Genomic DNA, 22,413 nt, shown 5'->3' on the forward strand with positions numbered 1-22,413 from the left:
TCACCCGGAGCGGGTGATGACGGGCGGTGATCGGCGTTCCTACGGTGAGACGTATGGCTGCCGTGCGTGCCACGCCCGCGGATCCGACCCCCGGCCTGGTCGCCACCGCCTGGGAGGGCGGTGACCAGCGGGCCCTGCCGCCCGAACTCGGCCCGGACTCGCTCGCCGTGCTCAGCGGCCCGACCTTCATGTACGCCGACCGGTGCGGGGACGTGCCGCCGGGCAGCATCGGCGGCCTGGTGCACCTGGACACCCGGCTGGTCTGCGGGTGGGTGCTGTCGGTCAACGGGAGCCGGCTGCTGGCGTTGCGCTCGCAGACGCTCCAGCACTACTCGGCCCAGTACGTGCTCACCAATCCGGACCTGCCCGGTCTGCCCCTCAACAGCCTGGGCCTGCGCCGGCTGCGCTACGTGGGCGACGGCTTCCACGAGCGGGTGACCATCGTGTCGTTCCGGCCGGAGCCGGTCCGGTTCGAGCTGCGCCTGGCGGTGACCGCCGACTTCGCCGACCTGTTCGAGGTGAAGTCGGGCGTGCGGGACCGCTCGGCGCAGATCGTCCGCGACCACCAGCCGGACCGCTCCGAGCTGTGCTTCTCGTACGCGGTGGACGGGTTCGCCGCCGAGACCCGGGTGCGCAGCTCGATGCCGGTCGCCCGGATCGACGGCGACGAGCTGGTCTGGCGGATCGAGCTGTCCCCACGCCAGGAGTGGGAGGTGGACCTGCACGTGCCGCTGCCGCCGGGGATGGGGGTGGTGGAGCCGGTCCGCGGCGACATCGCCGACGTGGTCCACCAGCGCGCCGAGGATCCGGTGCGCCGGTGGACCACCAACCGGGCGCTGCTGACCAGCGACAACGAGGCTCTGACGCAGACCGTGCGCAAGTCGCGCGACGACCTCGCCGCGCTGCGGCTGGAACTCGAGGTCAAGGGGCAGCGGATCGTGCTGCCCGGGGCGGGCCTGCCCTGGTTCCTCACCGTCTTCGGCCGGGACACCCTGATCACCGCGTACCAGACGCTGGGGGCCGGGCCGATGCTGGCCAAGGGGGCGCTGCTCGCGCTGGCCCGCTTGCAGGGGCGGCGCTGCGACGACTTCACCGACGAGGAGCCCGGCAAGATCCTGCACGAGGTACGCAGCGGCGAGCTGACCCGGACCGGGGTGAAGCCGTACACGCCCAACTACGGCACCGCGGACGCCACCCAGCTGTGGCTGATCCTGCTGTCGGAGTACTGGCGGTGGAGCCGCGACGACGAGACCGTCCGGTTGCTGCGGGACAACGCGATCGCCGCGCTGCACTGGATCGACGACTACGGCGACCGGGACGGCGACGGCTACGTCGAGTACGCCACCCGCTCGCCGGAGGGGCTCGGCAACCAGTGCTGGCGGGACTCGCCGGACGGGGTCTGCTTCGCCGACGGCCGGATCCCGGTGCTGCCGCTGGCCACCTCCGACCTGCAGGGCTACACCTACGACGCGAAGCTGCGGCTGGCCGAGCTGGCCGACGGGCCGCTGGCCGACCCCGCGCTGGCGCAGCGGCTGCGCGCGGACGCGGCCGGGCTGTTCGACCGGTTCAACCGGGACTACTGGATCGAGGAGCGGGGCGGTTACTACGCGGTCGCCCTGGACGGCGACAAGAACCGGGTCGACGCGATGACCTCCAACCTGGGCCACCTGCTGTGGAGCGGGATCGTGCCGGCGGAGCGGGCGGCGGCGGTGGTGCGGCAGTTGATGTCGGACGACATGTTCTCCGGCTGGGGTATCCGGACCATGTCCCGCCGCGAGCGGCTCTACAACGCGCTCGGCTACCACCTGGGCACCGTCTGGCCGCACGACAACTCGCTGGCCGTGCTCGGCCTGGCCCGCTACGGCTACCGGGACGAGGCGAACCGGATCAGCCTGGCGCTGCTGGAGGCCGCCGAGCAGTTCGGCCACCGGCTGCCCGAGGCGATGAGCGGCTTCCCCCGGGACCGGCTGATCTTCCCGGTGCCGTACCCGACGGCGTGCAGCCCGCAGGCGTGGGCCACCGGCGCCCCGCTGGCCTTCGTCCGAGCGATGCTCGGACTCGAGCCGGTGGACGGGCGGCTGACCCTCGATCCGCACATCCCGGCCGAGATCGGCCGGATCAGGGTGGACCGGATCCGGGCCTTCGACCACTCCTGGGACGTGGAGGCGGTGGGCGACGCCGGGTACGTCCGGCTTTCCGGTTGAGGCCACGTTTGTCCCTCCAGTCGGTGGGAACGGGGCCGCAATGACGAAACCTCGTGTGGTGATCGTGGGGGCCGGGTTCGCCGGTTACCACGCGGCGAAGACCTTGAGCCGGCTGGCCCGGAACAAGGCCGAGATCGTGGTGCTGAACTCCACCGACTACTTCCTCTACCTGCCGCTGCTGCCCGAGGTGGCCGCCGGGGTGGTGGAGCCGACCCGGATCGCCGTGCCGCTGGCCGGCACGCTGGACGGGGTGCGGGTGGTCATCGGCGAGGCCGACCACGTCGACCTGCAGAACCGCTGGGTCGGGTTCACCCAGCCGGAGGGGGACCGCAACCGGCTGGCGTACGACCGGCTGGTGCTCGCCGTGGGCAGCGTCAACAAGCTGCTGCCCATCCCCGGGGTGACCGAGTACGCGCACGGCTTCCGCGGCCTGCCCGAGGCGCTCTACCTGCACGACCACGTGGTCCGTCAGATCGAACTGGCCGAGCAGGCCGAGGACCCGGCCGAGCAGCGGGCCCGGTCCACCTTCGTGGTGGTCGGCGCCGGCTACACCGGCACCGAGGTGGCCGCACACGGCCAGCTCTTCACCGACGCGCTGATGGCCCAGCGACCACGGCTGAAGATCCGCCCCCGGTGGCAGCTGCTCGACATCGCCCCCCGGGTGCTGCCCGAGCTGGACAAGCGGATGTCGGACACCGCCCACCGGGTGCTCGAGCGCCGGGGCGTGGACGTGCGGATGGGCACCTCGGTCGCCGAGGCGACCGCCGACGGGGTCAAGCTCACCGACGGCGACTACGTGCCAACCTGCACGCTGGTCTGGTGCGTCGGGGTGCGCCCCGACCCGTTCGTGGCCGAGCTGGGCCTGCGCACCGAGCGGGGCCGGCTGGTCGTCGACGAGTACCTCACCGTCCCCGGCTTCCCCGAGGTGTACGCCTGCGGCGACGCCGCCGCGGTGCCCGACCTGACCCACCCCGGGCAGATTTGCACGATGACCGCACAGCACGCCCAGCGGCAGGGCAAGCTGGCCGCGCACAACATCGCCGCCTCGTACGGACAGGGGCGCCGCCGGCCGTACCGGCACCACGACCTGGGCTGGGTGGTCGACCTGGGCGGCCGGGACGCGGCGGCGAACCCGCTGAAGCTGAACCTGGCCGGACTGCCGGCGAAGGCGGTCACCCGCGGCTACCACCTGCTGGCCATGCCCGGCAATCGGGCGCGGGTGGGCGCCGACTGGGTGCTCGACGCGACGCTGCCCCGGCCGGGGGTGCAGCTCGGCCTGGTCCCGGCCAACGCGGTGCCGCTGGAGAGCTCCTCGCCCGAGGTGGCCGTCCGGGCCCGCTGAGGCCTCGCCGCCCGACGGCAGCAGGGCGGAGCAAGCCGGCGTCGGTGGCGTGCGGGCGCGCTGTGCGCCTCAGCGGAGGGCGGCGTCGGTGGCCGGGCGGGCGCCGGCCACGAACGCGTCCAGCGCCGGGCCGTGCAGCACGCCGCCGGGCACCCGGTCCCGGAGCGCGAGCACCGCCAGCCGGCCCACCGGCAGCCGGCCGGGTCGCCGGGCGGCGGCCAGCACCAGGTTGCCATAGCGCCGGCCGCACAGCATCCGCCGGTCGGCCACCAGGCACACGTCGGCGAAGGCGGCGCGCAGCGTGGCCGCCTGGACCCGGGCGAAGACCAGCGGCGGCAGGTCGGTCACGTTGACCAGGTAGATGCCCTCGGGGCGCAGCACCCGGGCCGCCTCGGCGGCGAACTCGACGGTGGTCACGTGCCCGGGCATCCGGGCCGCCCGGTAGATGTCCGCCAGCACCAGGTCGTACCGCCCGGTCGGGGCGGCGGCCAGCGCGTCCCGGGCGTCGGCGACCTCGGTGCGCACCTGCGGCGGGAGCGCCGGCAGCTCCCGGGCCACCAGCTCGACCACCGCCGGATCGCGCTCGACCACCAGCTGCGCCGAGCCGGGCCGGGTGGCGGCCAGGTAGCGGGGGAGGGTCAGCGCCCCGCCCCCGAGGTGCAGCACGTCCAGCGGGCGGCCGGCCGGCGCCGCCAGGTCCGCCACCGCCGCCATCCGCCGCACGTACTCGAAGTGCAGGTGGCGCGGGTCGGTGACGTCCACGTACGACTGCTCGACGCCGGCGGCCAGCAGCGTACGCCCGCCGGGGCGGGCCGGGTCGTCGACCAGCTCCAACCGGTCGGCGGCGCGGTCCATGGCGGGCACGCTAGCCGACCCCCGCGCCCGGCGTGGCGGGCGGGCCGGCGCTGCGGGCCCGGCCGGCGCGGGACGCCGGCGCGCCACCCGGGCCCGCCGGCCCGCGGGGCGGGTCAGCCGCTGTTCAGCCCGGCGCCCGCCTCGTCGATCGCGGCGTCGACGGCGTGCGCGAGGTCGACGTCCCGCGCGGTCACCGCGCGGGCCTGCCGGGAACGGACGGTCACCACGGCGGTGGTCTGGTCCACCCGGCCGATCTTCGGCCCGCGTCCGGTCTCCTCCCGGAGCTGGTCCAGCCGGGCCAGCACCCGCTCCAGGTTGTCCGGCGGCAGGGCGATGGTGCGCGACAGCGAGTTGGTGTCACCCGACCAGTACGGCAGGTCGCCCAGCGCCTCGCGGATCTCGGCGTCGCCGAGCGTCGGGGTGCTGGTGCTGGCGCCCACCACACCGCCGCCGGGCTCCGGCGGGGCCAGCAGGTCCCGCAGACCCTCCGGCACGTGCAGTGACGCGACCAGGTCACCGTCCTGGTCGCGCAGCGCCGCCATGGTCGCCTCCGCCTGGTAGCGCGCGTGCTCCGGGGTGTTCCCGCTGATCCGGCCCACCTCGGCCAGGAAGCCGGACAGGTCCTGGTGCCGCTGGATGCCGTCGACCGGGACGACGTCGTGCAGCTTCGGCGGCACCGCGGTCAGCAGCCGCTGTCGTTCCGCCTCGCCCAACGCCCAGGCCAGGACCAGCACTGTCGCCTCGGCGCCGATCTTGGCGGTACGGAAGTCCGCCCCGGTACGGCGGGCGACGTCCTCGACCAGCCGGCGGTAGCCGACGGTGGTCTCCGCCGGCGTACCGGCGCCGGGTTCCGGGCGGGGCCGGGGGTTCTCCGGGATGCCCGCCGGCGGCGGCGCCGGGCCGCCCCGGGTGCTGTCCGGCTTGTGCCGGCTGCCCGCCGGCTGCGGGCCGAGGCGCTTGCCCCGGTCGAGCTTGGTGAGCTGCTTGGTGGCGCTCAGGCTGGCGCCGACCTCGCTGGCCTGCATCCCGCGCTCGCGGGCCTGCCGGGCCAGGGCCCGGCGGCGTTGGTTGTCGCCCTCCATCTGCTTGCGCATGGTGACACCTCGCTTCCGCTGGTGTTCCCTCGCTTCCATCGGGCCGCCTTCCCGCCGTCGCCGCGGCCGAAACGGACGCTCCGGGCCGGGCAGCGGCGCCGGGCCGGCCGCCGGCAGCTTCATCCGGCCGGGGTGAGGGACGCTCACCCGGGCGGCGCCGACGATCGGGGCGGACCGGGAAACTTCCGAGGTACGCGGAAGGGAAGGTCGTCATGAAGAGGATCGTCGAGATCGTGCCCGCCCGTCCGGGCTGGTACGCCCGCTGGCGGCTCTCGCCCGAGGACACCCGCTGCTACCCGGTGAGCCTCTGGGCGTTGCTGGAGGAGGCCGACGGCACCGGACGCGAGGTGGTCGGGGTGGACTGCATCGGGCAGTGGCCGGGAGCGGACGACAACGAGGCGGGTGGGGAGTTTGTCCGCTATCTCTTTCAGACGCCCGATTCCGGACCACCGGACGACGCGGAGCCACCCGCGGCGCCCCGCCGTGGCAGCACCGGGCCACGACTACAGCCGGTGGCCACGCCCTGAACCATCCTCCGGCCCCCGACCCCTGGTCCCAGGGTCGGGGGCCATCCCCCCGCTCGGGTCGAGCGACGGGTGGCCCGCCTCAGCCGACGGCGCGCATCCCGCCGTCGGCCGGGCGCTCCACCCCGAGCAGCTCGGTCAGGCCGGTGCGGTTGAGCAGCGACGCCAGCTGCGGGCCCACGCCGGTGAGCCGGACCACCGCGGCGTCGCCGCGGTGCGCCACCACGAGGGCACTGAGCCCCGAGGAGTCGCAGAGCGTCACGCCCGCCAGGTCGATCAGGAGTTCCCGGTAGCCGTCGCGGCGCAGGTCGGCCGTGGCGGCGACCAGCTCCGGGGCGGTGTCGAAGTCGAGTTCGCCGGACAGTCGTAGCCGGGCCCGGCCGGAGTCGAGCCGGTCCACCTCGATGGTCAACAGCTGGGCGGCCATCCCTCCATGTTCCCAGCTCCCGGCCGGGAGGCAAGCCGGGGGGCGCGGGGCGGTCCGACCACGCGCGGGGTGGCGTTACCGGCGTACCGGCGTAGGGTGGGGTGACGGACGTGACCAGCATGCCGGGTGGACGGCGGTGCGCGGTGTCGATGGGGAGAGTGGGGCTCAGCTGGTGACTTCAACCGACGTCAGGGACTGGGACCCGGGCGACGGTCGGATCTCCACGCCGGGCATCGCGCGGGCGCCGGGGCGGCCGGCCGCCGGCCCGGTCGGCCCCGCGCTGCCCGCCCTGGCCCGCGACCGCGCGCCGAGCCCGGTCGACTGGTCCGAGGTCGTCGAGCATTTCCGGGAGGGCCTGCTCGTCTGCGACGCCCGGGGCGTCGTCCGGCACGTCAGCCCGGTGGCCGAGCGCCTGCTGCCCGAGGTGGTCGCGGACGCACCGCTGGCCGCGGCGGGCCTGCCGCAGCTCAGCGCCGGTGGTGAGTTCACCCACCACGGCCGCCGGCTGCGGACCCGCCTGCTGCCGCTCTCCGGCGGCCGCTGCTGCTGGTACGTCGAGGACGTCACGGAGAGCGTGACCCGCGCCGACGCGCTGCTCGCCGAGCGGGCCCGCTCGGCCTTCCTCGCCGTGGTAGGCGAGAAGCTCGGCAACCCGCTGCACCCCGACCGGGCCGCGGCGGCGGTGGTCCGCCTCGCCGTGCCCACCCTCGCCGAGGTGGCGGTGCTGGTGCTCGCGCCCCGCGCCGGCCGGGCCCGCTGGTGGCGGGCGACCCGGGCCGACGACGAGGGGCACACCGTCGACAGTGGCGTGCTGGCCGCCGTGGACCTGCCGGCCGCGATCGGCGAGGGGCTGGCCGGCGCCGAGCCGCACGCGGTCGACTGGCTGGTCGAGCAGGCCGCCGAGGCCGGCTGGCTGCCCGGCCTGGCCGCCGCCGACGTCACCGCCCGGGTGGTGCCGCTGCCCGGCCGGGACGCGCCGGCCGGCGTGCTGCTGGTCGCCCGCCGGGCCACCCGGTGGTACGAGCCGGCCGACGTCGACCTGGTGCGTGCCTTCGCGGCCCGGGCCGGGGCGGCGCTGACCACCGCGCTGCTCTACCGCGACCAGGCCGAGGTCGCCGACACCCTGCAGGCCAGCCTGCTGCCGGTGGAGCCGGCCGAGGCGGCCGGCGTGCAGTGGGGCACCGCCTACCGGCCGGCCCAGGCCGGGCTGCGCATCGGCGGCGACTTCTACGGCTCGCACCGGCTGGCCGACGGCGGTTCGGTCTTCTTCCTCGGCGACGTCTCGGGCAAGGGGGTCGAGGCGGCGGTCTTCACCGGCCAGCTGCGCCAGTGCCTGCAGGCGCTGCACCGGGTGGAGTCGCAGCCGGCCCGGCTGCTGAAGCTGCTCAACGACGCGCTGCTGGAGACCACCCAGGCGCACGGCCAGGGCCGGTTCGCCACCGTCGTGCTCGGCGTGGTGCGCCCGCACCGCGACGGCGGCCTGACCCTGACCATGGCCGGCGGCGGGCACCTGCCGCCGCTGGTGCTGCGCGGCTGCGGCACGGTCGAGCCGGTGCCGCTGTCCGGGATGCTGATCGGGGTGGTGCCCGACCCGCGCATCGGCGAGGTGACCGTCCGGCTGGCGCCCGGGGAGACCTGCCTGCTCTACAGCGACGGCGTGACCGAGGCCCGGGGCGGGCGGCGCGGCGACGAGCAGTTCGGCACCGACCGGCTGGTCACCGCGCTCACCGACTGCCACCGGATGCCCGCGCCGGCGCTCGCCGAGCGGGTCGAGCAGGTCACCTGCGACTGGCTCGCCCACGGCGACCACGACGACATCGCCGTGCTCGTGCTGCGCGCGACCGGTCCGGGCACCCGGGCGGCCCGGCACCTGCACGCCGTACCCGAGACGAGGGAGACCCGCCCGTGACCGCCGCGACCACCGAGGCCGGCCCGGCGGCCGTCTTCCCGGCCTACCTGCACTGCCTCCAGGAGGCCGACGAGTACGCGGCGATCGAGGTGGCGCGGGGCCTGCTCGACGCCGGCGTGCCGGCCGAGCGGGTGCTGCTCGACCTGGTCGCCCCGGCGCAGGCCGAGGTGGGGGAGCGCTGGGCGCGCAACGAGTGGAGCGTGGCGCAGGAGCACGCCGCCACGCACATCAGCGAGCGGGTGGTGGCGGCCGTCGCCGGGTACGCCGATCCCCGCCCGACCCGGGGGCGGGTGGTGGTGGCGTGCATGGACGGCGAGTGGCACGCCCTGCCGCCCCGGCTGGTCGCCGAGGTGCTGCGGCTGCGCGGCTGGCAGGTCACCTTCCTGGGCGCCAGCGTGCCGGCCGCGCACCTGGTGTCGTACCTGCACCGGCACGACGCGCACGCGGTCGCCCTGGCCTGCGCGCTGCCGATGCGGCTGCCGCACGCGCACCGGATGATCGAGGCGTGCCGCCGTTCGGACGTGCCGATCGTGGTGGGCGGGCGCGGGTTCGGGCCGGACGGGCGGTGGGCCCGCCGGCTCGGCGTGGCCTGGGCGCCGGACGCGCCCTCGGCCGCCGACCTGGTCGCCGACGAGCGGTCGTTGCGCCGCACGCCCGCGGCGCAGCTGTCCCACCTGGTCGACGACGAGTACGCCGGCCTGGTCCGCCGGCGGGGCGAGCTGATCGACGGCGCCCTGGCCGACGTGCGCGACCGGATGCCGGCCAGCCGCGACTACACCCCGGCCCAACTGGACTCCACGGTCAGCGACCTCGGCTACATCCTGGACTTCCTGGCCGCCGCGCTCTATGTGGACGACGGCACGCTGTTCACCGACTTCGTCGCCTGGATGGCCGACATCCTCACCAGCCGGGGCGTGCCGGCCGCGGCGTTGCCGATGACCCTCGGGCACTACGCCACGGTGCTGCGCGACCATCCCCGGGCGGCCCGGTTCCTCGCGCAGGCCCGGGCGACGGTGACCCCGGCCGGTGCCGGCTGACCGCGCCACGACCGCTGGCCGGGGACCGGGCGTGGGTCGCGACGGGCCTGGGCCTCCCCCCTATACTTGCTCCACTGCAAGCGTCTGCCTGCGGCGGAGCGAGGGAGATCCCGGTGACGTTCACCGTCAGGCACACCGAGCGGGACGGCGGGGCACGGCTGTGGCTCACCGGAGAGCTCGACCTGAGTACGGCCGGGGAACTCGTCGCCGTGCTCGACCGGCTCGCCGACGCGGGGACGCACCGCCTGCTGGTCGACCTGACCGGGTTGACCTTCTGCGACTCCAGCGGCATCGCCGCCTTCGTCCGGGGCGACAACCGGGCCAGCGCGGCCGGGGGCTGGCTGCGGGTCACCGGGGCCAGCGGCCGGGTCGCCCGGGTGCTCGAGGTGACCGGCCTGGCCGACGTCCTCGGTCACGATTCCGACATGACCGACCCGGCGTCACAGACCACGCCGTGATGGGCTAGATTTCCCCGCCAGCCACGGTGATCGTCAGGTCCCCGTCCCCGCCGACCAGAGGCAGGTAGTGATGCCTTCAGACACCCCGACTCCGGTTCGTATCCTGGTGGTGGACGACGACCCGGGCGACGTCCTCATGATCGAGGAGGCGCTCGCGGACTCCGACGTCGACAAGGTCATCGACGTGGTCGGCGACGGCCAGGAGGCGATGGAGTTCCTGCGCCGCGAGGGGCGGCACACCGACGCCCGGCGGCCCGACGTCATCCTGCTCGACCTCAACATGCCGCGGATGGACGGGCGGCAGGTGCTCGGCGAGGTCAAGCGCGACGAGGACCTGCGGACCATCCCGATCGTCGTGCTGACCACGTCGAACGCCGACACCGACATCGTCAGCAGCTACACCCTGCAGGCCAACGCGTACGTCACCAAGCCGATCGACCTGGACGACTTCAACGACGTGGTGCGCCGGATCGACGAGTTCTTCGGCCGGGTCGTGGTGCTGCCCAAGCGTTCCTGAGCCGCGCCGACTCGCCCCCGGGCGGACCCGCCGGCCGGCCCGACGACCCGCCGCCGCTCGGATGCTGAACATTTTTCCCGAACCCGCTCGGGCGTCGCCGCCAGCGCCGAGGATCCAGGTGGGGAAGAAACACCAGCTGCCTGGGGGGCGACAGTATGAGGTTCTCCGTCGTTGACATCGGCTACGACCAGCGGCAGGTCGATTCCTGCCTGGACGAGCTGGGGATCCGGTTGACCCGGTTGGCGGCGCGGGCGGAGCGCGCCGGGGGGACCGGGCGGGAGTGGGACCTGATCCGGCAGGAGGCGACCGGGCTCTGCGGGCTGCTGCGGCGGCTGGAGGCCGGCGACGCGGGCGCCGGCCGGGGCGGCGCCGGCGAACGGGAGCGGGAGGCGGCCGAGCTGCTCGCCCGGGCGCGCCTCGAGCTGGACGCCGCCCGCGAGGAGGCCCGGCAACTGCGCGAGCAGGCGTACGCCGACGCGCTGCGCGCCCGCCGGGAGTTCGAGGCGGCGCTGCTGGACCGCCGACGCCGGGAGGACCGGGTCGACGAGATCCTCGGCGGCCTGCGCACCGAGCCGGTGCCGGCGGACACGCCGACCGCGGCCGCGGCGGTCACCGGGCCCTCAGGGGTGCCGGCGCCCGGCCGGCGGTGACCCGGCCGGGCCGACCGCCGACGCGAGGCGCCGTCGAACGACTCAGACGAGCGCGGCCACCACCGTGGTGGCCCGACCCTCGTGCTGGGCGTACGCGTCGGGGAAGGCGGAGATCTGCACGGCCTGGGCGGCCGCGGTGACGCTCATCTCCTGCCAGCCGGGGATCTCGCGCAGCGCCTCGTAGAACGCCCGGGCCGCGTAGGCCGGCCGCATCAGGTCCTTGACGGTGCCCCAGCCGCTGCTCGGGCGCTGCTGGAACAGCCCGACCGAGTCGTGGTCCCAGCCGATGGCCTGGTGCGGGTAGTTCTGCGACTCGGGCAGCACGCCGCTGGCGTAGTTGTAGAGGTTGCTCTCCTGCATCGCGGTGGCGATGGCGACCACCAGGCCGCGGCGGGGGATCTTCATGTCCACACCGACGTCCACGATGATCTTCGCGTTGTCCATCTGCGCCTGGGTCAGGCCGGCGACCGGACGGGGGCGGCGCGGCTTGGCGGGCTTCTTCGGGGCCTTCTTCTTGGTGGCCGAGGGGGTGGGCTTCGGGGTCGGGCTGGGGCTGACCGGCGCGGGGGAGACGGCCCGGTCCAGCGACCGGGAGGCCGCCTCGTCGGCCGCCGCGGCCCGCTCGGCCACCGCCTCGGCGAGCGGCTCGCGCGGCGCGTCGTCGCCGCGCACGACGGCGATCGTGGCCACGCCGAGGCAGCAGGAGACGCCGGTGGCCAGGGCGACCCGGGCGGGGGCCGAGGTCAGCAGGGCGCGGACGCCGCGCCGGGACGGCTCCGGAGCGCGGTGACGGCCGATCGTCCGTTCGGATGATGCGGCATCGGCCGGCGGGGTGTCCGGCCGTTCCTCGGTCAGCTTCTGGTCGAAATGGTCGTCGGGGTGCACCCGCCGAGGCTAGAAAGTGCCTCGGCCGTTGCCACCGGTCTGGTTGGTGGCATGCGTCACAATTTCGCCCGATCTGCTGGACGATCGAGGGCGGGAATCCGCTTAGCTCACATCGCGGCGCTGTCCGTCTTTCCGTTCATGTCGTATATACCCGCCGGTAACGGGCGCAACGTGGATCTTGGGACGGTTCGGCGGGCCGCTCGACGGCATCCACCGAACAGTGGGGGCCGTCGTAGGCCGTTCAGGCGAGGAGCGCCTGGCCGGGCGGTCCATCTCCGGCCGGCCCGGCACCCGGGCGGTCAGTGGCGGCCGTTCTCCGCCGGGGTGACGGTGAGCCGGTGACGGCTGCCGTCGCCGCTGGAGAACGGCCACAACCGGTCGGCGTGCTCGACCAGTTGGGCCAGCTGCTGCCGGCTCAACCCGGCCGAGGCGATGGAGGCGTGCACGTCGGCCCGGTACCGGCCGTCGTCGTCGCGGCCCAGCTTCGCCTCCGCCCGCACCTGCACGGTGTGCGCCTCGTCGGTGATCCCGCCGGCCGCCTCCACCGCCGCGTGGTGCAGGCAGGACGCGAAGGCGGCGGCGAGCAGCTGCGACGGGGTCAACCCGGTGCAGTGCGGTGCCAGCGGGGACGCCAGGGTGGTGGAGAGCACCTCGTCGTCGGTGCGTACGTGGCCGCCCTCGGCGGTCGCGGTGGCTGTCTCGTTGAGCCAGGAACTCGGATCCGGCATCGCGTTCCTCCCGTCACTCCCCGCCCGGCTACCCGGCCCCTGACCGGTGAAACCGCAGGACAGGGCGCGTCCGGGCGGGCGGTCAGCCGGCGTGGCCGGTCAGATCGGCGGCCGCGGCCACCTCGGTCGCCTCGGCGGCGGCCCGCTCGGTCCACGGGGAGACCGCCGCCCGCCGGGGGCGCGGGGGTGTCGGTAGCCGCATCGGCACGTACACCCGGGCGTCCACCGCCTCGGCCAGCACCAGCGCGGCCATCAGGCTGCTCGGCCGGGCCGCCGGGTCGTCGGTCAGGCAGCGCGCGCAGAACTCGGCCACCTCGGCCGGCAGCCCGTCGACCGCCGGCAACGGCCGCGGTGGTTGCCGGCGGCGCGCGCCGAGCAGCTGCGTCATCGTGCCGGCCGGGTACGGCAGCTCGCCGGAGAGGCAGTAGTAGAGCAGCACGCCGAGGGCGTACATGTCGGCGGCCGGGGTGGCCGGGGCCCGGTCCAGCTGCTCCGGCGCCAGGTACGCGGGCGTGCCGACCAGCATCCCGTCGGGCATCGGGTCCGGGGTGCCCGCCGGGGTGGCGATGCCGAAGTCCAGCACCTTCACCCCGGCCGGGGTGAGGATCACGTTGGCCGGCTTGACGTCGCGGTGCACGATGCCGTGCGCGTGCGCGGCGGCCAGCGCGGCGCTCACCTCGGCGCAGACCCGCACCGCTATCCGCCAGTCCAGCGGCCCGGCCCGCAGGTGCGCGGCCAGCGTCTCGCCCTCGGCCAGCTCCATCACGATGTAGGGCACCTCGCGGCCGGGCAGCGTCGCGCAGGTGCCGAAGTCGTGCACGCTGGCCACGTTCGGGTGCACCAGCCGGGCCGCGGAACGGGCCTCGGCCCGGATCCGCTCCACCGAGGCGTCCTGGCCCTCCTGCCCCGGCGAGATCAACTTCACCGCGACCGGCCGGTCCAGCACCGCGTCGTGGGCCCGCCAGACCTCCGACATGCCGCCGATGCCGATGCGCTGTTCGAGCCGGTACCGCCCGTCCAGCGTTCTCATCGACCGCTCCTCGTCTCCGTGGCGCCGCCCGCGCGGTGCCTTGGGCAGCGGTACCCGGGCCCCGATCAGGGCAAACCGCCGGCCGATCCGGCGCGACCGGGTCCGCCCGGCGGGGTGGGCGGGTAGCTTGCGAGCCAGGGCGGTGGTCCGGGCCGGGCGGGCCGGCCGCGCGGCGCGAGAGGTCGGGCGATGAGCGAGGTGACCGTACGGTTCGTCGGCGGACCCGCCCACGACCTGGTCCGGCGGCTGCCCGCGGACGCCGACGGCGCACCACCGGCGCGGTGGATCCTCAGCCACCCCGACGGCGCCGGCGCGGTCACCCCCGGCGGGCCCGACCACCTCTATCAGCGGGGCAACCCCGACGGCGGGGGCACCTGGACGATGACCTACGTGCGCACCGACCCGGTCGGGGTGACCGAGTGAGCGGCCCACAGCTGGCACACAGCCGGCGCACACCGGGGCCGTAGGCTGCCCGGCCAGCATGGGGGCCATGGGAAGCGAGGGGCAGACCCGGGTGGAGCTGCGGCGCCCGGACGGTGAGCCGGTCCGGGTGCTGGTGATCGACGACGAGCCGACCCTGGCCGAGCTGCTGGCGATGGCGCTGCGCTACGAGGGCTGGCAGGTCCGCACGGTCGGCGACGGGACATCGGCGCTCGGCGCGGCGCGGCAGTTCCAGCCGGACGCGGTGGTGCTCGACGTGATGCTGCCCGACCTGGACGGCTTCCAGGTGCTGCGCCGGCTGCGCGAGCAGGCCCCGACCGTCCCGGTGCTCTTCCTGACCGCCCGGGACGCGGTGCAGGACCGGGTCGCCGGGCTCACCGTCGGCGGCGACGACTACGTCACCAAGCCGTTCAGCCTGGAGGAGGTGATCGCCCGGCTGCGGGCGCTGCTGCGCCGGTCCGGCTTCGCGGTCGCCGCGCGGGAGGAGGCGGTGCTCACCGTCGGAGACCTCAGCCTGGACGAGGACAGCCACGAGGTGCGCCGCGCCGGCGACCTGATCACGCTGACCGCCACCGAGTTCGAGCTGCTGCGCTACCTGATGCGCAACCCGCGCCGGGTGCTGAGCAAGGCGCAGATCCTGGACCGGGTCTGGAACTACGACTTCGGCGGCCAGGCCAACGTGGTCGAGCTCTACATCTCGTACCTGCGGAAGAAGATCGACGCCGGTCGCGAGCCGATGATCCACACGCTGCGCGGGGCGGGGTATGTCCTCAAGCCGGCCGGGTGACCCCGCCGGCCCGCCGGGACGGCTGTGGCGCTGGCCGGCCGGCTGGTCGCTGCGGACCCGGCTGGTGGTCACCCTGGTCGGGCTGCTGGCCCTGGTCAGTGTCGCGATCGGCGGGCTGACCACGGTGGCGCTGCGGCAGTTCCTGGTCGAGCGGATCGACGCCCAGTTGGTGCCCGGCCCGATGTCCCGGGGCGACCGCCCGTTCCCGCCGTTCGGCGCGGGCCTCCCGCCCGGGCTGCCACCCGGCTCCCTCGCCGCCACCGTTGTCGACGGCACGGTGACCGAGGCGCGGACGCAGGCCGGGAGCCGGGCCGGGGGCGAGCCGGTGCCGGTGGCGGAGGTGGCCCCGCTGGCCCGGCTGCCGGTTGGCGCCGCGCCGCGCACCGTCGACCTGGGCGAGCGCGGCGACTACCGGGCCGTGGCCCGGCAACTGCCCGGCGGTCGGATTCAGGTGGTCGCCCTGCCGCTGGCCGGGGTGCGGGAGACCGTCTGGTGGATGGTCGTCGCGCAGGCCGGGGTGGCCACCGCCGGGCTGCTGGTGGCCGGCTCGGCGGGCGCGCTGGTCGTCCGGGCCACGCTGCGGCCGCTGCGCCGGGTCGCCGCCACCGCCGGGCGGGTCAGCGAGCTGCCGCTGGACCGCGGCGAGGTGGCGCTCTCCGAGCGGGTGCCCGCCGCCGACACCGACCCGCGTACCGAGGTGGGGCAGGTCGGCGCGGCGCTGAACCGGATGCTGGGGCACGTCGGCGCCGCCCTCGCCGCCCGGCAGGCCAGCGAGACCCGGGTCCGCCAGTTCGTGGCGGACGCCAGCCACGAGCTGCGCACCCCGCTGGCCGCGATCCGCGGCTACGCCGAGGTCGCCCGGCGCGGCCGGGACCGGGTGCCGCCGGACGTCGCGCACGCGCTGCGCCGGGTGGAGTCGGAGAGCGCCCGGATGACCAGCCTCGTCGACGACCTGCTGCTGCTCGCCCGGCTGGACACCGGCCGGCCGCTCGCGGTCGGACCGGTCGACCTCACCGCGCTGGTGGTGGACGCGGTCAGCGACGCGCACGTCGCCGGCCCGGAGCACCACTGGCGGCTCGACCTGCCGGACGCGGTGGTCCGGGTGCCCGGCGACGCCGCCCGGCTGCACCAGGTGCTGGCGAACCTGCTGGCCAACGCCCGGGCGCACACCCCGCCGGGCACCACCGTCACCACCACCCTGCGCGCCGGGCCGGACGCCGCCGTGCTCGCCGTGGCCGACGACGGTCCGGGGGTGCCGGAGCAGCTGCGGCCGGAGGTCTTCGAGCGCTTCGCCCGCGGCGACAGCTCCCGCTCGCGGGCGCACGGCAGCACCGGGCTGGGCCTGGCCATCGTGGCGGCGGTGGTGGCGGCGCACCACGGCACCGTGGCGCTGGACAGCCGGCCGGGCCGGACCGTGTTCACCGTCCGGCTGCCCGGTCCGCTCGCCGACGGGTGAGCGTCAGCGCGCCAGCAGCTCGGCGAGCACGGCCACCACCCGCCGCGCGTGCCGCCCGTCCGGGTCGAGGTCGACGTTCAGGTCGGTCACGCTCATCCCGAGCAGCCGGTCGGCCCGGGCCAGCGGCGTCACCAGCGCGGTCAGCTCGGCCCAGCGCAGCCCGTCCGGCTCCGGATAGCTGACCGCCGGCAGGTCGGCCGGATCGACCGCGTCCAGGTCCAGGTGCAGCCAGGCCGGCCCGTCGCCGGCCGCGGCCAGCTCCGCGCCGACCGCGCCGGGACCCCGCCGCCGCAGCTCCGCCGCCGGCAGCTGGTGGATCCTCGGGTCGATCCGGTCCGCCTCGGCCCGGCCGGGGCCGTCGGCGGGCGGGCGGTGCCCCATCAGGTGCACCCGGGCGGGGTCCACGAGCGGGCCGTCCCGGCCCACCGCGGCGGACGGGCCGTGCCCGGTCACCACCGAGAGGTCCATGTCGGCGCCCTCGCCGGTCTCCGATATCCGCCCGTCGTAGAAGTCCGGGTGGCCGTCGACGAACCAGAGCGTCACCGCCGGCGGCAGGGCCAGGCAGATGCCCGGCAGGATGGTGCAGTCACCGCCGAGCACCAGCGGCCGGCGGCCGCCGGCGAGCAGCGCGCCGACCCGCTCGGCGATGGCGGCGCCGGCCCGGCGGACCTGGGTCGCCCCGATCAGCCCGCTCTCCGGGTCACGGACCGGGTCGTCGACCACCGCCTCGACCCGGCCGCCGTCCTCGGCGTCGAGCGCGGTGAGCAGGCCGGCGGCGCGCAGCGCGTCGGGGGCCCGCTGCTCGCCCCGGCCCCGCCCGGACGAGTCCAGCGGTGCGTCGACCACGACCCATCGCACACCGGCAGGTTAGCGACGTGACCGGCGTCCGCACCGGCGATCGCCGGGTCGTGCCCCGACCGGCGCCGTGGCAGGCTGGTCGGCGTGTACCGGGAACGCCCCGCGGGGCTCGCCGACGCGGTGCTCTGGACGGCAGCCAGCACGGGCGGCGCCGCGCCCACCCGCGTGCTGCCCGACGGCTGCGTCGACCTGCTCTGGTCCAGCCACGCCGGGCTGCTGGTGGCCGGGCCGGACCGCACCGCCCACCTGAGCGTCCCCGTACCCGGCCAGCGGTGGGTCGGGCTGCGGCTGCCGCCCGGCACCGGCCCGGCGGTGCTCGGCGTGCCCGCCGTCGAGCTGCGGGACCGGCGGGTGGCGCTCGCCGACCTCTGGGGCGACCGGGCGGTCGCCGGGCTGGCCGAGCGGGCCGCGGCCGACCCGGCCACCGTGCTGGTCGAGGTGGCCCGCCGGCGGCTGCGCGCCGCCGGCGGCCCCGACCCGGTGGGTGCCCGGGTCGCCGCGGCGCTGGCCGCCGGCGCCCCGGTCGCCGCGACCGCCGCCGAGGTCGGGCTGGATCCGCGCGTCCTGCACCGCCGGTCCCGGCAGTGGTTCGGGTACGGCCCGAAGACCCTGGCCCGGATCCTGCGGATGCGCCGCGCGCTGGAGCTGGCCCGCACGGGCGCGCCGCTGGCCGAGGTGGCCGCCCGCTGCGGCTACGCCGACCAGGCGCACTTCACCCGGGACGTGCGGGACCTGGCCGGCGTACCCCCGACGGCCCTGCTCGCCCGCGGCTGACCGCGGCGGTGGCGGCGGACCGAGGTGCCGGTGCCGGTCAGTCCGTGGTCTTCGGCTGCCAGGCGAACAGGTCCACCCCGTTGCCGTCCGGGTCGAGCACCACCGCGTAGCGCTGCCCCCATTCGGCGTCCCACGGCGGCAGGTGCCCCTGGTGGCCCTCGGCGACCAGCTCCGCGTAGAGCCGGTCCACCTCGGCCGGATCGTCGCAGCGGAAGGCGAGGCTCGCGCCCCCGCCCTGGCCGGGCTTCCAGTCCGGGTCGAAGGAACGGATGACCTCCACCGTGTCCCAGGCGAGCCGGAGCCCACCGGGCAGGGTGATCTCCACGTGCGAGGTGGCGTCGGCGTCGGCCGGGATGTCGAGGCCGAGCCGGCGGTAGAAGGCGAGCGAGCGCGGCAGGTCGCCGCTGACCAAACCGATGAGATCGAGTGTCGGTGCCATGGCGCCCACGGTAGGGAGGGTCCCCGGCCGGTGTCTTGAACGAATCGGACGGCGGACGGATGGCCGATGTCGCCTCCACGAGGCGGACAGCCGACGTACGGTGTCTGAAGTCCGGCTTTCCGGTCATATCCGGGCGTCGGGTGTCGACACGGCGAGGGGAAGGAGCGGTCGGTGAACCATCTGGCCTACCTGGACGCGGGGTCCGGCAGCCTGATCGTGCAGGCGGTGGTCGGCGGGGTGGCCGGCGTGGCGGTGGCCGCCAAGCTCTACTGGCGGCGGTTGGTCGACCGGTTCCGCCGCCAGCCCACCGACCAGCGCTGATCCGCCGGCGATGGCGATCTCCCACACCGACCTGCGGCCCGAGCCCGGCTCCTTCCGTGACCCGGCCAACCGGGTCTTCCATGCCGGCGACGACGTGCTGCGCGGGCTCGACTCGCGGGCGGCCGAGGAGTGGCGGACCCTGGCCGGCACCGAGTTCTTCGCCGCCCTGCTCGCCGCCGGCAAGGTCTGCGGCACCGAGCCGGCCGACCCGGCGCTGCTGCCCGCGGGCGCCGGCTGGACCGCCGCGCTCCGGCACGAGCGCATCCCGTTCGTCTCCCACCCGTACGAGTGGTCCTTCAGCATGCTGCGCGACGCCGCGCTGCTGCACCTGGAGATCCTCCGCACGGCGCTGCCGGCCGGGTTCACCACCAAGGACGGCTCGGCGTACAACCTCCAGTGGCGCGGCGTCGAGCCGGTCTTCATCGACGTCGGCTCCTTCACCCCGGCCCGCGACGGCGAGCCCTGGGCGGGCTACCGCCAGTTCTGCCAGACCCTGCTCTATCCGCTGCTGCTCGGCGCCCACCTCGGCCTGGACTTCCAGCCCTGGCTGCGGGCCCGGGTGGACGGCCTCGACGCCGACCAGATGCGCCGGCTCTTCGGCGGCGCCCGCCGGCTGCGGCCGGGCGTACTCACCCACGTGCACCTGCACGGGGCGATGCAGAGCCGGCACGCCGACACCAGCACCGCCGACACCCGGGACCGGCTCCGGGCCGCCGGCTACTCGCGGGAGCTGGGGCTGGCCACCGTACGCGGCCTCGAGAAGCTCGTCCGCCGGCTGGACCCGCCGGGCACCGCCAGCCACTGGTCGGCGTACCAGCGCACCTGCGGCTACTCGGCCGGCGACCGGGCCGCCAAGGAGGCGTTCGTGGCCGGGGCGCTGGCCGCCACCCCGCACGCCCGGCTGGTGCTCGACCTCGGCGCCAACGACGGCCGGTACGCCCGGCTCGCCGCCCGGCACGCCGAGTACGTCGTCGCCGTGGAACAGGACCCGGCCGTGGTGGACGAGCTGTACCGGGCGCTGCGCGCCGAGGGGGAGCGGCGCGTCCTGCCGCTGGTGATGGACCTCGCCGACCCCTCACCGGGCGGCGGCTGGCGGAGCGTCGAGCGGGCCGGGTTCGCCGACCGGGCGGCCGCCGACGTGGTGCTCGCCCTGGCCGTGGTGCACCACCTCGCGATCGGCCGCAACGTGCCGCTGCCCGAGGTGGTGGACTTCCTCGCCGGGCTCTGCGCGCCCGGCGCGCGGATCGTGGTGGAGTTCGTCCATCCGGACGACCCGATGGCCCGCCGGCTGCTGGCCAACAAGCCCGACGGGCTCTTCCCCGACTACCGGCGCGACGCGTTCGAGCGGCTGCTCGGCGCGCGCGGCCGGATCGAGCGCCGGCTGGAGCTGCCGTCGGGCACCCGGACCCTGTACGCGGTGGTCGTGGGTGGCTGAACCGCCACCCGCCCCGCCGCCCGGCCCGACCGACCCGCGACCGAACCCGCCGGATCCGGCCGGTCCGGCCCTCGCGCCCCGTGCCACGCCCACACCCGCGGTCGGATCTCCGGAGGGGGATCGGCCCACGCCCTCGGCCCGACCGGCCCGCGCGCCCGCGGCCGGGGACCCGCCCGTGCCCGGACCGGCGAGCAGGGGTCGGGAACCGGCGGCGGGGTGGCGGGCCGAGCTGGCCCGGCTGCTGGAGGTGGCGGCGCTGGTCGGGCTGGTGGTCACCCAGCCGCTGCTCGACGTGCTCGGGCGCAGCCCGGACTTCTTCCTGTTCCACCGCGCCGACCGGGGCGAGATCCTGCTGCTGGTGGCGCTGATCGCGGTCGCGCCCACGCTGGCCGTGGCGCTGCTCGGCGCGCTGACCCGGCTGGCCGGCCGGGCCGCCCGCGCCGCCACCCACACCCTGCTGGTCGGGCTGCTGCTCGCCGCGCTGGCCGTGCAGGCCGGCCGGCACGTCACCGGGCTGCGGGGCGTACCGCTGCTGCTGGCGGCGGCGGTGGCCGGCGCGGCCGGGGCGGCGGCGCACCGGCGGTGGCGGGCGCCCGGGCGGGTGTTGCGGGTGGCGGCGGCCGGTCCGCTGGTCTTCGTCGGGCTGTTCCTGTTCGTCTCGCCCGCGTCGGCGGTGGTGCTGCCGCGCGGCGAGGGCGGCGCGGCCGGCGCGGCGCAGGGCGGCCGGCATCCGCCGGTGGTCATGCTGATCCTCGACGAGCTGCCGCTGGTCAGCCTGCTCGGTCCGGACGGGCGGGTCGACGCGACCCGGTTCCCGCACTTCGCCGAGCTGGCCGCCGGCTCCACCTGGTACCGCAACGCCACCGGGGTCAGCGGCTGGACGCCGTACGCGCTGCCGGCGATGCTCACCGGCCGCTACCCGCAGCGCGAAGTGGCCCCGCACTACTCGCAGTACCCGGACAACCTCTTCACCGCCTTCGGCGGGCTCTACGACGTCCGGGCCGAGGAGAGCATCACCCGGCTCTGCCCGCCCAGCCGCTGCGACCAGCCGGTCAGCCCGCAGCAGGGGCTCGGCGTGCTGGTCCGGGAGACCGGCCGGCTGCTGGGGCAGCTGACCGCGCCGGTGGAGAGCCGGATCGACCCGGAGGACTCCTACCGGGAACGCACCCGCGCCGAGGCGGGCCTGGACGCCGCCGAACCGGTCCCGGCCGACCCGAAGTTCCGCTGGGACAGCCTGGACGACAACCAGCCGGCCCGGTTCACCGCGTTCCTGGCCGGCCTCAAGCCCGCCGACCGGCCGACGCTGCACTTCCTGCACCTGCTGATGCCGCACTCGCCGTGGGCGTACCTGCCCTCCGGGGCGCGCTACGACGCGCCCGAGGACCTGCCCAACGAAGGGGCCGGCTGGGTGGACCTGGCCCGGCAGCGGCACCTCGCGCAGCTCGCCTACACCGACCGGCTGATCGGCGAGACGCTGCGGACGCTGCGCGCCACCGGCCTCTACGACCAGGCCCTGCTGGTGGTCACCGCCGACCACGGGGTGAGCTTCACCCAGGGCTTCCAGGGCCGCGGGATGGACGCCATCCGGGCCGCCCCGGACGAGGTGGCCTGGGTGCCGCTCTTCGTCAAGTCACCCGGGCAGCGGGCCGGCCGGGTCGACGACCGCAACTGGGAACACGTCGACCTGCTGCCCACCGTCGCCGACGAGGCCGCCATCCGGCTGCCCCGGCCGGTCGACGGGCGCTCCGCCCGGCAGGCGCCGCGCGACGCGGCGAAGCACTTCTACGACCGGCCCGGGCAGCCCGTCCCGCTGCCCGGTGGGGTGCCCGACCCGCTCCCGCCGCCGGCGACCCACCCGCTGGTCGGCACGACGGTGGGGGACCGGCCGGCCGGCGGCTCGGCCCGGGTGGGCGACCTGGCCGCGTTCGCCGACGTCGACCCGGACACCGGCCGCCTGCCGGCGCTGGTCTGGGGCGACGTGCCGGACCAGGTGCCGGACGGCACGCTGCTGGCGGTCGCGGTCAACGGCCGGGTCGGCGCGGTGGTCCCGGTGGCCCCGCGCGACGCCGGCGGCCGGCGCTTCGCCGCCCTGCTCGCCGACGACCGGCTCTTCCAGGCCGGCGCGAACCGGCTGGACGTCTACCAGGTCGCCGCCGACGGCGGGCTGCGCCGGCTCGCCCTCTCCTGACCCACCCGCGCGCCGGACCCGTTCCCCGCGCCTGGCCGCCGCGTTTCCAGGCCG

23 protein-coding genes are annotated in these 22,413 nt (G+C 76.1%); 15 read left to right on the forward strand and 8 right to left on the reverse strand.

The window, feature by feature from the left end; translation table 11 throughout:
- Window positions 1-53 precede the first annotated feature (53 nt).
- Entirely contained in the window at window positions 54-2,204 is a 2,151-nt protein-coding gene (locus tag SM577_RS28825) for an amylo-alpha-1,6-glucosidase (protein ID WP_474588459.1), read from the forward strand.
- Window positions 2,205-2,244: 40 nt separating this feature from the next.
- Window positions 2,245-3,546, forward strand: coding sequence for an NAD(P)/FAD-dependent oxidoreductase (locus tag SM577_RS28830; RefSeq protein WP_302921850.1), 1,302 nt, complete (start codon window positions 2,245-2,247; stop codon window positions 3,544-3,546).
- Between the two features lie 69 nt (window positions 3,547-3,615).
- Here SM577_RS28830 and SM577_RS28835 read toward each other — a convergent pair whose 3' ends face one another.
- On the reverse strand, window positions 3,616-4,401 hold the full coding sequence (locus tag SM577_RS28835; RefSeq protein WP_474588460.1) for a spermidine synthase: 786 nt from the start codon (window positions 4,399-4,401) through the stop codon (window positions 3,616-3,618).
- Window positions 4,402-4,514: 113 nt separating this feature from the next.
- Window positions 4,515-5,495 (reverse strand): DUF2267 domain-containing protein, encoded by a 981-nt coding sequence (locus tag SM577_RS28840; RefSeq protein WP_474588461.1) that lies wholly within the window; start codon window positions 5,493-5,495, stop codon window positions 4,515-4,517.
- Between the two features lie 212 nt (window positions 5,496-5,707).
- Between SM577_RS28840 and SM577_RS28845 the strand changes: the two genes are divergently transcribed.
- Entirely contained in the window at window positions 5,708-6,022 is a 315-nt protein-coding gene (locus SM577_RS28845; protein ID WP_302921847.1) for a hypothetical protein, read from the forward strand.
- Window positions 6,023-6,101: 79 nt separating this feature from the next.
- Here the strand turns inward: SM577_RS28845 and SM577_RS28850 are convergent, their stop codons facing one another.
- On the reverse strand, window positions 6,102-6,446 hold the full coding sequence (locus SM577_RS28850) for an STAS domain-containing protein (RefSeq protein ID WP_302921846.1): 345 nt from the start codon (window positions 6,444-6,446) through the stop codon (window positions 6,102-6,104).
- A gap of 172 nt (window positions 6,447-6,618) precedes the next feature.
- Between SM577_RS28850 and SM577_RS28855 the strand changes: the two genes are divergently transcribed.
- The 5 genes from SM577_RS28855 (at window position 6,619) to SM577_RS28875 (ending at window position 11,017) form a co-directional block, all read left to right on the forward strand.
- Entirely contained in the window at window positions 6,619-8,355 is a 1,737-nt protein-coding gene (locus tag SM577_RS28855) for a PP2C family protein-serine/threonine phosphatase (RefSeq protein ID WP_474588462.1), read from the forward strand.
- Window positions 8,352-9,392, forward strand: a complete 1,041-nt coding sequence (locus SM577_RS28860; protein ID WP_474588463.1) for a cobalamin B12-binding domain-containing protein — start codon at window positions 8,352-8,354, stop codon at window positions 9,390-9,392. The genes SM577_RS28855 and SM577_RS28860 overlap by 4 nt, the downstream gene beginning before the upstream one ends.
- A 113-nt stretch (window positions 9,393-9,505) precedes the next feature.
- Window positions 9,506-9,850, forward strand: a complete 345-nt coding sequence (locus SM577_RS28865) for an STAS domain-containing protein (protein ID WP_474588464.1) — start codon at window positions 9,506-9,508, stop codon at window positions 9,848-9,850.
- A gap of 70 nt (window positions 9,851-9,920) precedes the next feature.
- Window positions 9,921-10,367, forward strand: coding sequence for a response regulator (locus tag SM577_RS28870; protein WP_302921842.1), 447 nt, complete (start codon window positions 9,921-9,923; stop codon window positions 10,365-10,367).
- Window positions 10,368-10,522: 155 nt separating this feature from the next.
- The gene (locus tag SM577_RS28875) at window positions 10,523-11,017 is read left to right on the forward strand and encodes an ATPase (protein ID WP_302921841.1); all 495 of its coding nucleotides are present in this window, start codon (window positions 10,523-10,525) and stop codon (window positions 11,015-11,017) included.
- 42 nt (window positions 11,018-11,059) lie between these two features.
- On the opposite strand, the gene SM577_RS28880 is transcribed toward SM577_RS28875, so the two are convergent.
- The 3 genes from SM577_RS28880 to SM577_RS28890 form a co-directional block, all read right to left on the reverse strand.
- A complete protein-coding gene (locus SM577_RS28880) occupies window positions 11,060-11,902 on the reverse strand; it encodes a hypothetical protein (protein ID WP_302921840.1) in 843 nt (280 codons plus the stop codon).
- A 299-nt stretch (window positions 11,903-12,201) separates the two neighbouring features.
- A complete protein-coding gene (locus SM577_RS28885; RefSeq protein WP_302921839.1) occupies window positions 12,202-12,630 on the reverse strand; it encodes an OsmC family protein in 429 nt (142 codons plus the stop codon).
- Between the two features lie 82 nt (window positions 12,631-12,712).
- Complete coding sequence (locus tag SM577_RS28890) at window positions 12,713-13,660, reverse strand: serine/threonine-protein kinase (RefSeq protein ID WP_474588465.1); 948 nt, start codon at window positions 13,658-13,660, stop codon at window positions 12,713-12,715.
- A gap of 189 nt (window positions 13,661-13,849) precedes the next feature.
- Between SM577_RS28890 and SM577_RS28895 the strand changes: the two genes are divergently transcribed.
- The 3 genes from SM577_RS28895 to SM577_RS28905 are packed head-to-tail and all read left to right on the forward strand — an operon-like array spanning window position 13,850 to window position 16,344.
- Complete coding sequence (locus SM577_RS28895; protein WP_302921837.1) at window positions 13,850-14,083, forward strand: hypothetical protein; 234 nt, start codon at window positions 13,850-13,852, stop codon at window positions 14,081-14,083.
- Window positions 14,084-14,141: 58 nt separating this feature from the next.
- Window positions 14,142-14,888, forward strand: coding sequence for a response regulator transcription factor (locus SM577_RS28900; protein WP_474588466.1), 747 nt, complete (start codon window positions 14,142-14,144; stop codon window positions 14,886-14,888).
- Window positions 14,866-16,344: a sensor histidine kinase gene (locus SM577_RS28905; protein WP_302921835.1), complete on the forward strand. Its 1,479-nt coding sequence runs from the start codon at window positions 14,866-14,868 to the stop codon at window positions 16,342-16,344. The genes SM577_RS28900 and SM577_RS28905 overlap by 23 nt, the downstream gene beginning before the upstream one ends.
- A gap of 3 nt (window positions 16,345-16,347) precedes the next feature.
- Here SM577_RS28905 and SM577_RS28910 read toward each other — a convergent pair whose 3' ends face one another.
- Window positions 16,348-17,202, reverse strand: a complete 855-nt coding sequence (locus tag SM577_RS28910) for an arginase family protein (protein ID WP_474588467.1) — start codon at window positions 17,200-17,202, stop codon at window positions 16,348-16,350.
- 84 nt (window positions 17,203-17,286) lie between these two features.
- On the opposite strand from SM577_RS28910, the gene SM577_RS28915 reads away from it, so the two are divergent.
- Complete coding sequence (locus tag SM577_RS28915; RefSeq protein ID WP_474588468.1) at window positions 17,287-17,976, forward strand: helix-turn-helix domain-containing protein; 690 nt, start codon at window positions 17,287-17,289, stop codon at window positions 17,974-17,976.
- A 37-nt stretch (window positions 17,977-18,013) separates the two neighbouring features.
- Here the strand turns inward: SM577_RS28915 and SM577_RS28920 are convergent, their stop codons facing one another.
- Complete coding sequence (locus SM577_RS28920) at window positions 18,014-18,415, reverse strand: VOC family protein (protein WP_302921832.1); 402 nt, start codon at window positions 18,413-18,415, stop codon at window positions 18,014-18,016.
- Between the two features lie 171 nt (window positions 18,416-18,586).
- On the opposite strand from SM577_RS28920, the gene SM577_RS28925 reads away from it, so the two are divergent.
- From SM577_RS28925 to SM577_RS28935, 3 genes are all read left to right on the forward strand, one after another.
- Window positions 18,587-18,736 carry a hypothetical protein gene (locus SM577_RS28925; RefSeq protein WP_192902051.1) on the forward strand — a complete coding sequence of 50 codons (150 nt, stop codon included), beginning with the start codon at window positions 18,587-18,589 and terminating at the stop codon, window positions 18,734-18,736.
- Window positions 18,737-18,746: 10 nt separating this feature from the next.
- Window positions 18,747-20,171 carry a methyltransferase gene (locus tag SM577_RS28930; protein ID WP_474588469.1) on the forward strand — a complete coding sequence of 475 codons (1,425 nt, stop codon included), beginning with the start codon at window positions 18,747-18,749 and terminating at the stop codon, window positions 20,169-20,171.
- Window positions 20,172-20,346: 175 nt separating this feature from the next.
- On the forward strand, window positions 20,347-22,359 hold the full coding sequence (locus SM577_RS28935; protein ID WP_474588470.1) for a sulfatase-like hydrolase/transferase: 2,013 nt from the start codon (window positions 20,347-20,349) through the stop codon (window positions 22,357-22,359).
- Window positions 22,360-22,413: the final 54 nt, after the last annotated feature.

The sequence above is a fragment of the Micromonospora desertarenae genome (assembly GCF_056150265.1).

Coding starts and splice junctions, on each gene's coding strand:
- SM577_RS28875 (WP_302921841.1), top strand. CDS start 10,523: ATGAGGTTCTCCGTCGTTGACATCGGCTACGACCAGCGGCAGGTCGAT.
- SM577_RS28840 (WP_474588461.1), bottom strand. CDS start 5,495: ATGCGCAAGCAGATGGAGGGCGACAACCAACGCCGCCGGGCCCTGGCC.
- SM577_RS28900 (WP_474588466.1), top strand. CDS start 14,142: ATGGGGGCCATGGGAAGCGAGGGGCAGACCCGGGTGGAGCTGCGGCGC.
- SM577_RS28890 (WP_474588465.1), bottom strand. CDS start 13,660: ATGAGAACGCTGGACGGGCGGTACCGGCTCGAACAGCGCATCGGCATC.
- SM577_RS28930 (WP_474588469.1), top strand. CDS start 18,747: ATGGCGATCTCCCACACCGACCTGCGGCCCGAGCCCGGCTCCTTCCGT.
- SM577_RS28920 (WP_302921832.1), bottom strand. CDS start 18,415: ATGGCACCGACACTCGATCTCATCGGTTTGGTCAGCGGCGACCTGCCG.
- SM577_RS28845 (WP_302921847.1), top strand. CDS start 5,708: ATGAAGAGGATCGTCGAGATCGTGCCCGCCCGTCCGGGCTGGTACGCC.
- SM577_RS28835 (WP_474588460.1), bottom strand. CDS start 4,401: ATGGACCGCGCCGCCGACCGGTTGGAGCTGGTCGACGACCCGGCCCGC.
- SM577_RS28830 (WP_302921850.1), top strand. CDS start 2,245: ATGACGAAACCTCGTGTGGTGATCGTGGGGGCCGGGTTCGCCGGTTAC.
- SM577_RS28885 (WP_302921839.1), bottom strand. CDS start 12,630: ATGCCGGATCCGAGTTCCTGGCTCAACGAGACAGCCACCGCGACCGCC.
- SM577_RS28895 (WP_302921837.1), top strand. CDS start 13,850: ATGAGCGAGGTGACCGTACGGTTCGTCGGCGGACCCGCCCACGACCTG.
- SM577_RS28905 (WP_302921835.1), top strand. CDS start 14,866: ATGTCCTCAAGCCGGCCGGGTGACCCCGCCGGCCCGCCGGGACGGCTG.
- SM577_RS28850 (WP_302921846.1), bottom strand. CDS start 6,446: ATGGCCGCCCAGCTGTTGACCATCGAGGTGGACCGGCTCGACTCCGGC.
- SM577_RS28825 (WP_474588459.1), top strand. CDS start 54: ATGGCTGCCGTGCGTGCCACGCCCGCGGATCCGACCCCCGGCCTGGTC.
- SM577_RS28870 (WP_302921842.1), top strand. CDS start 9,921: ATGCCTTCAGACACCCCGACTCCGGTTCGTATCCTGGTGGTGGACGAC.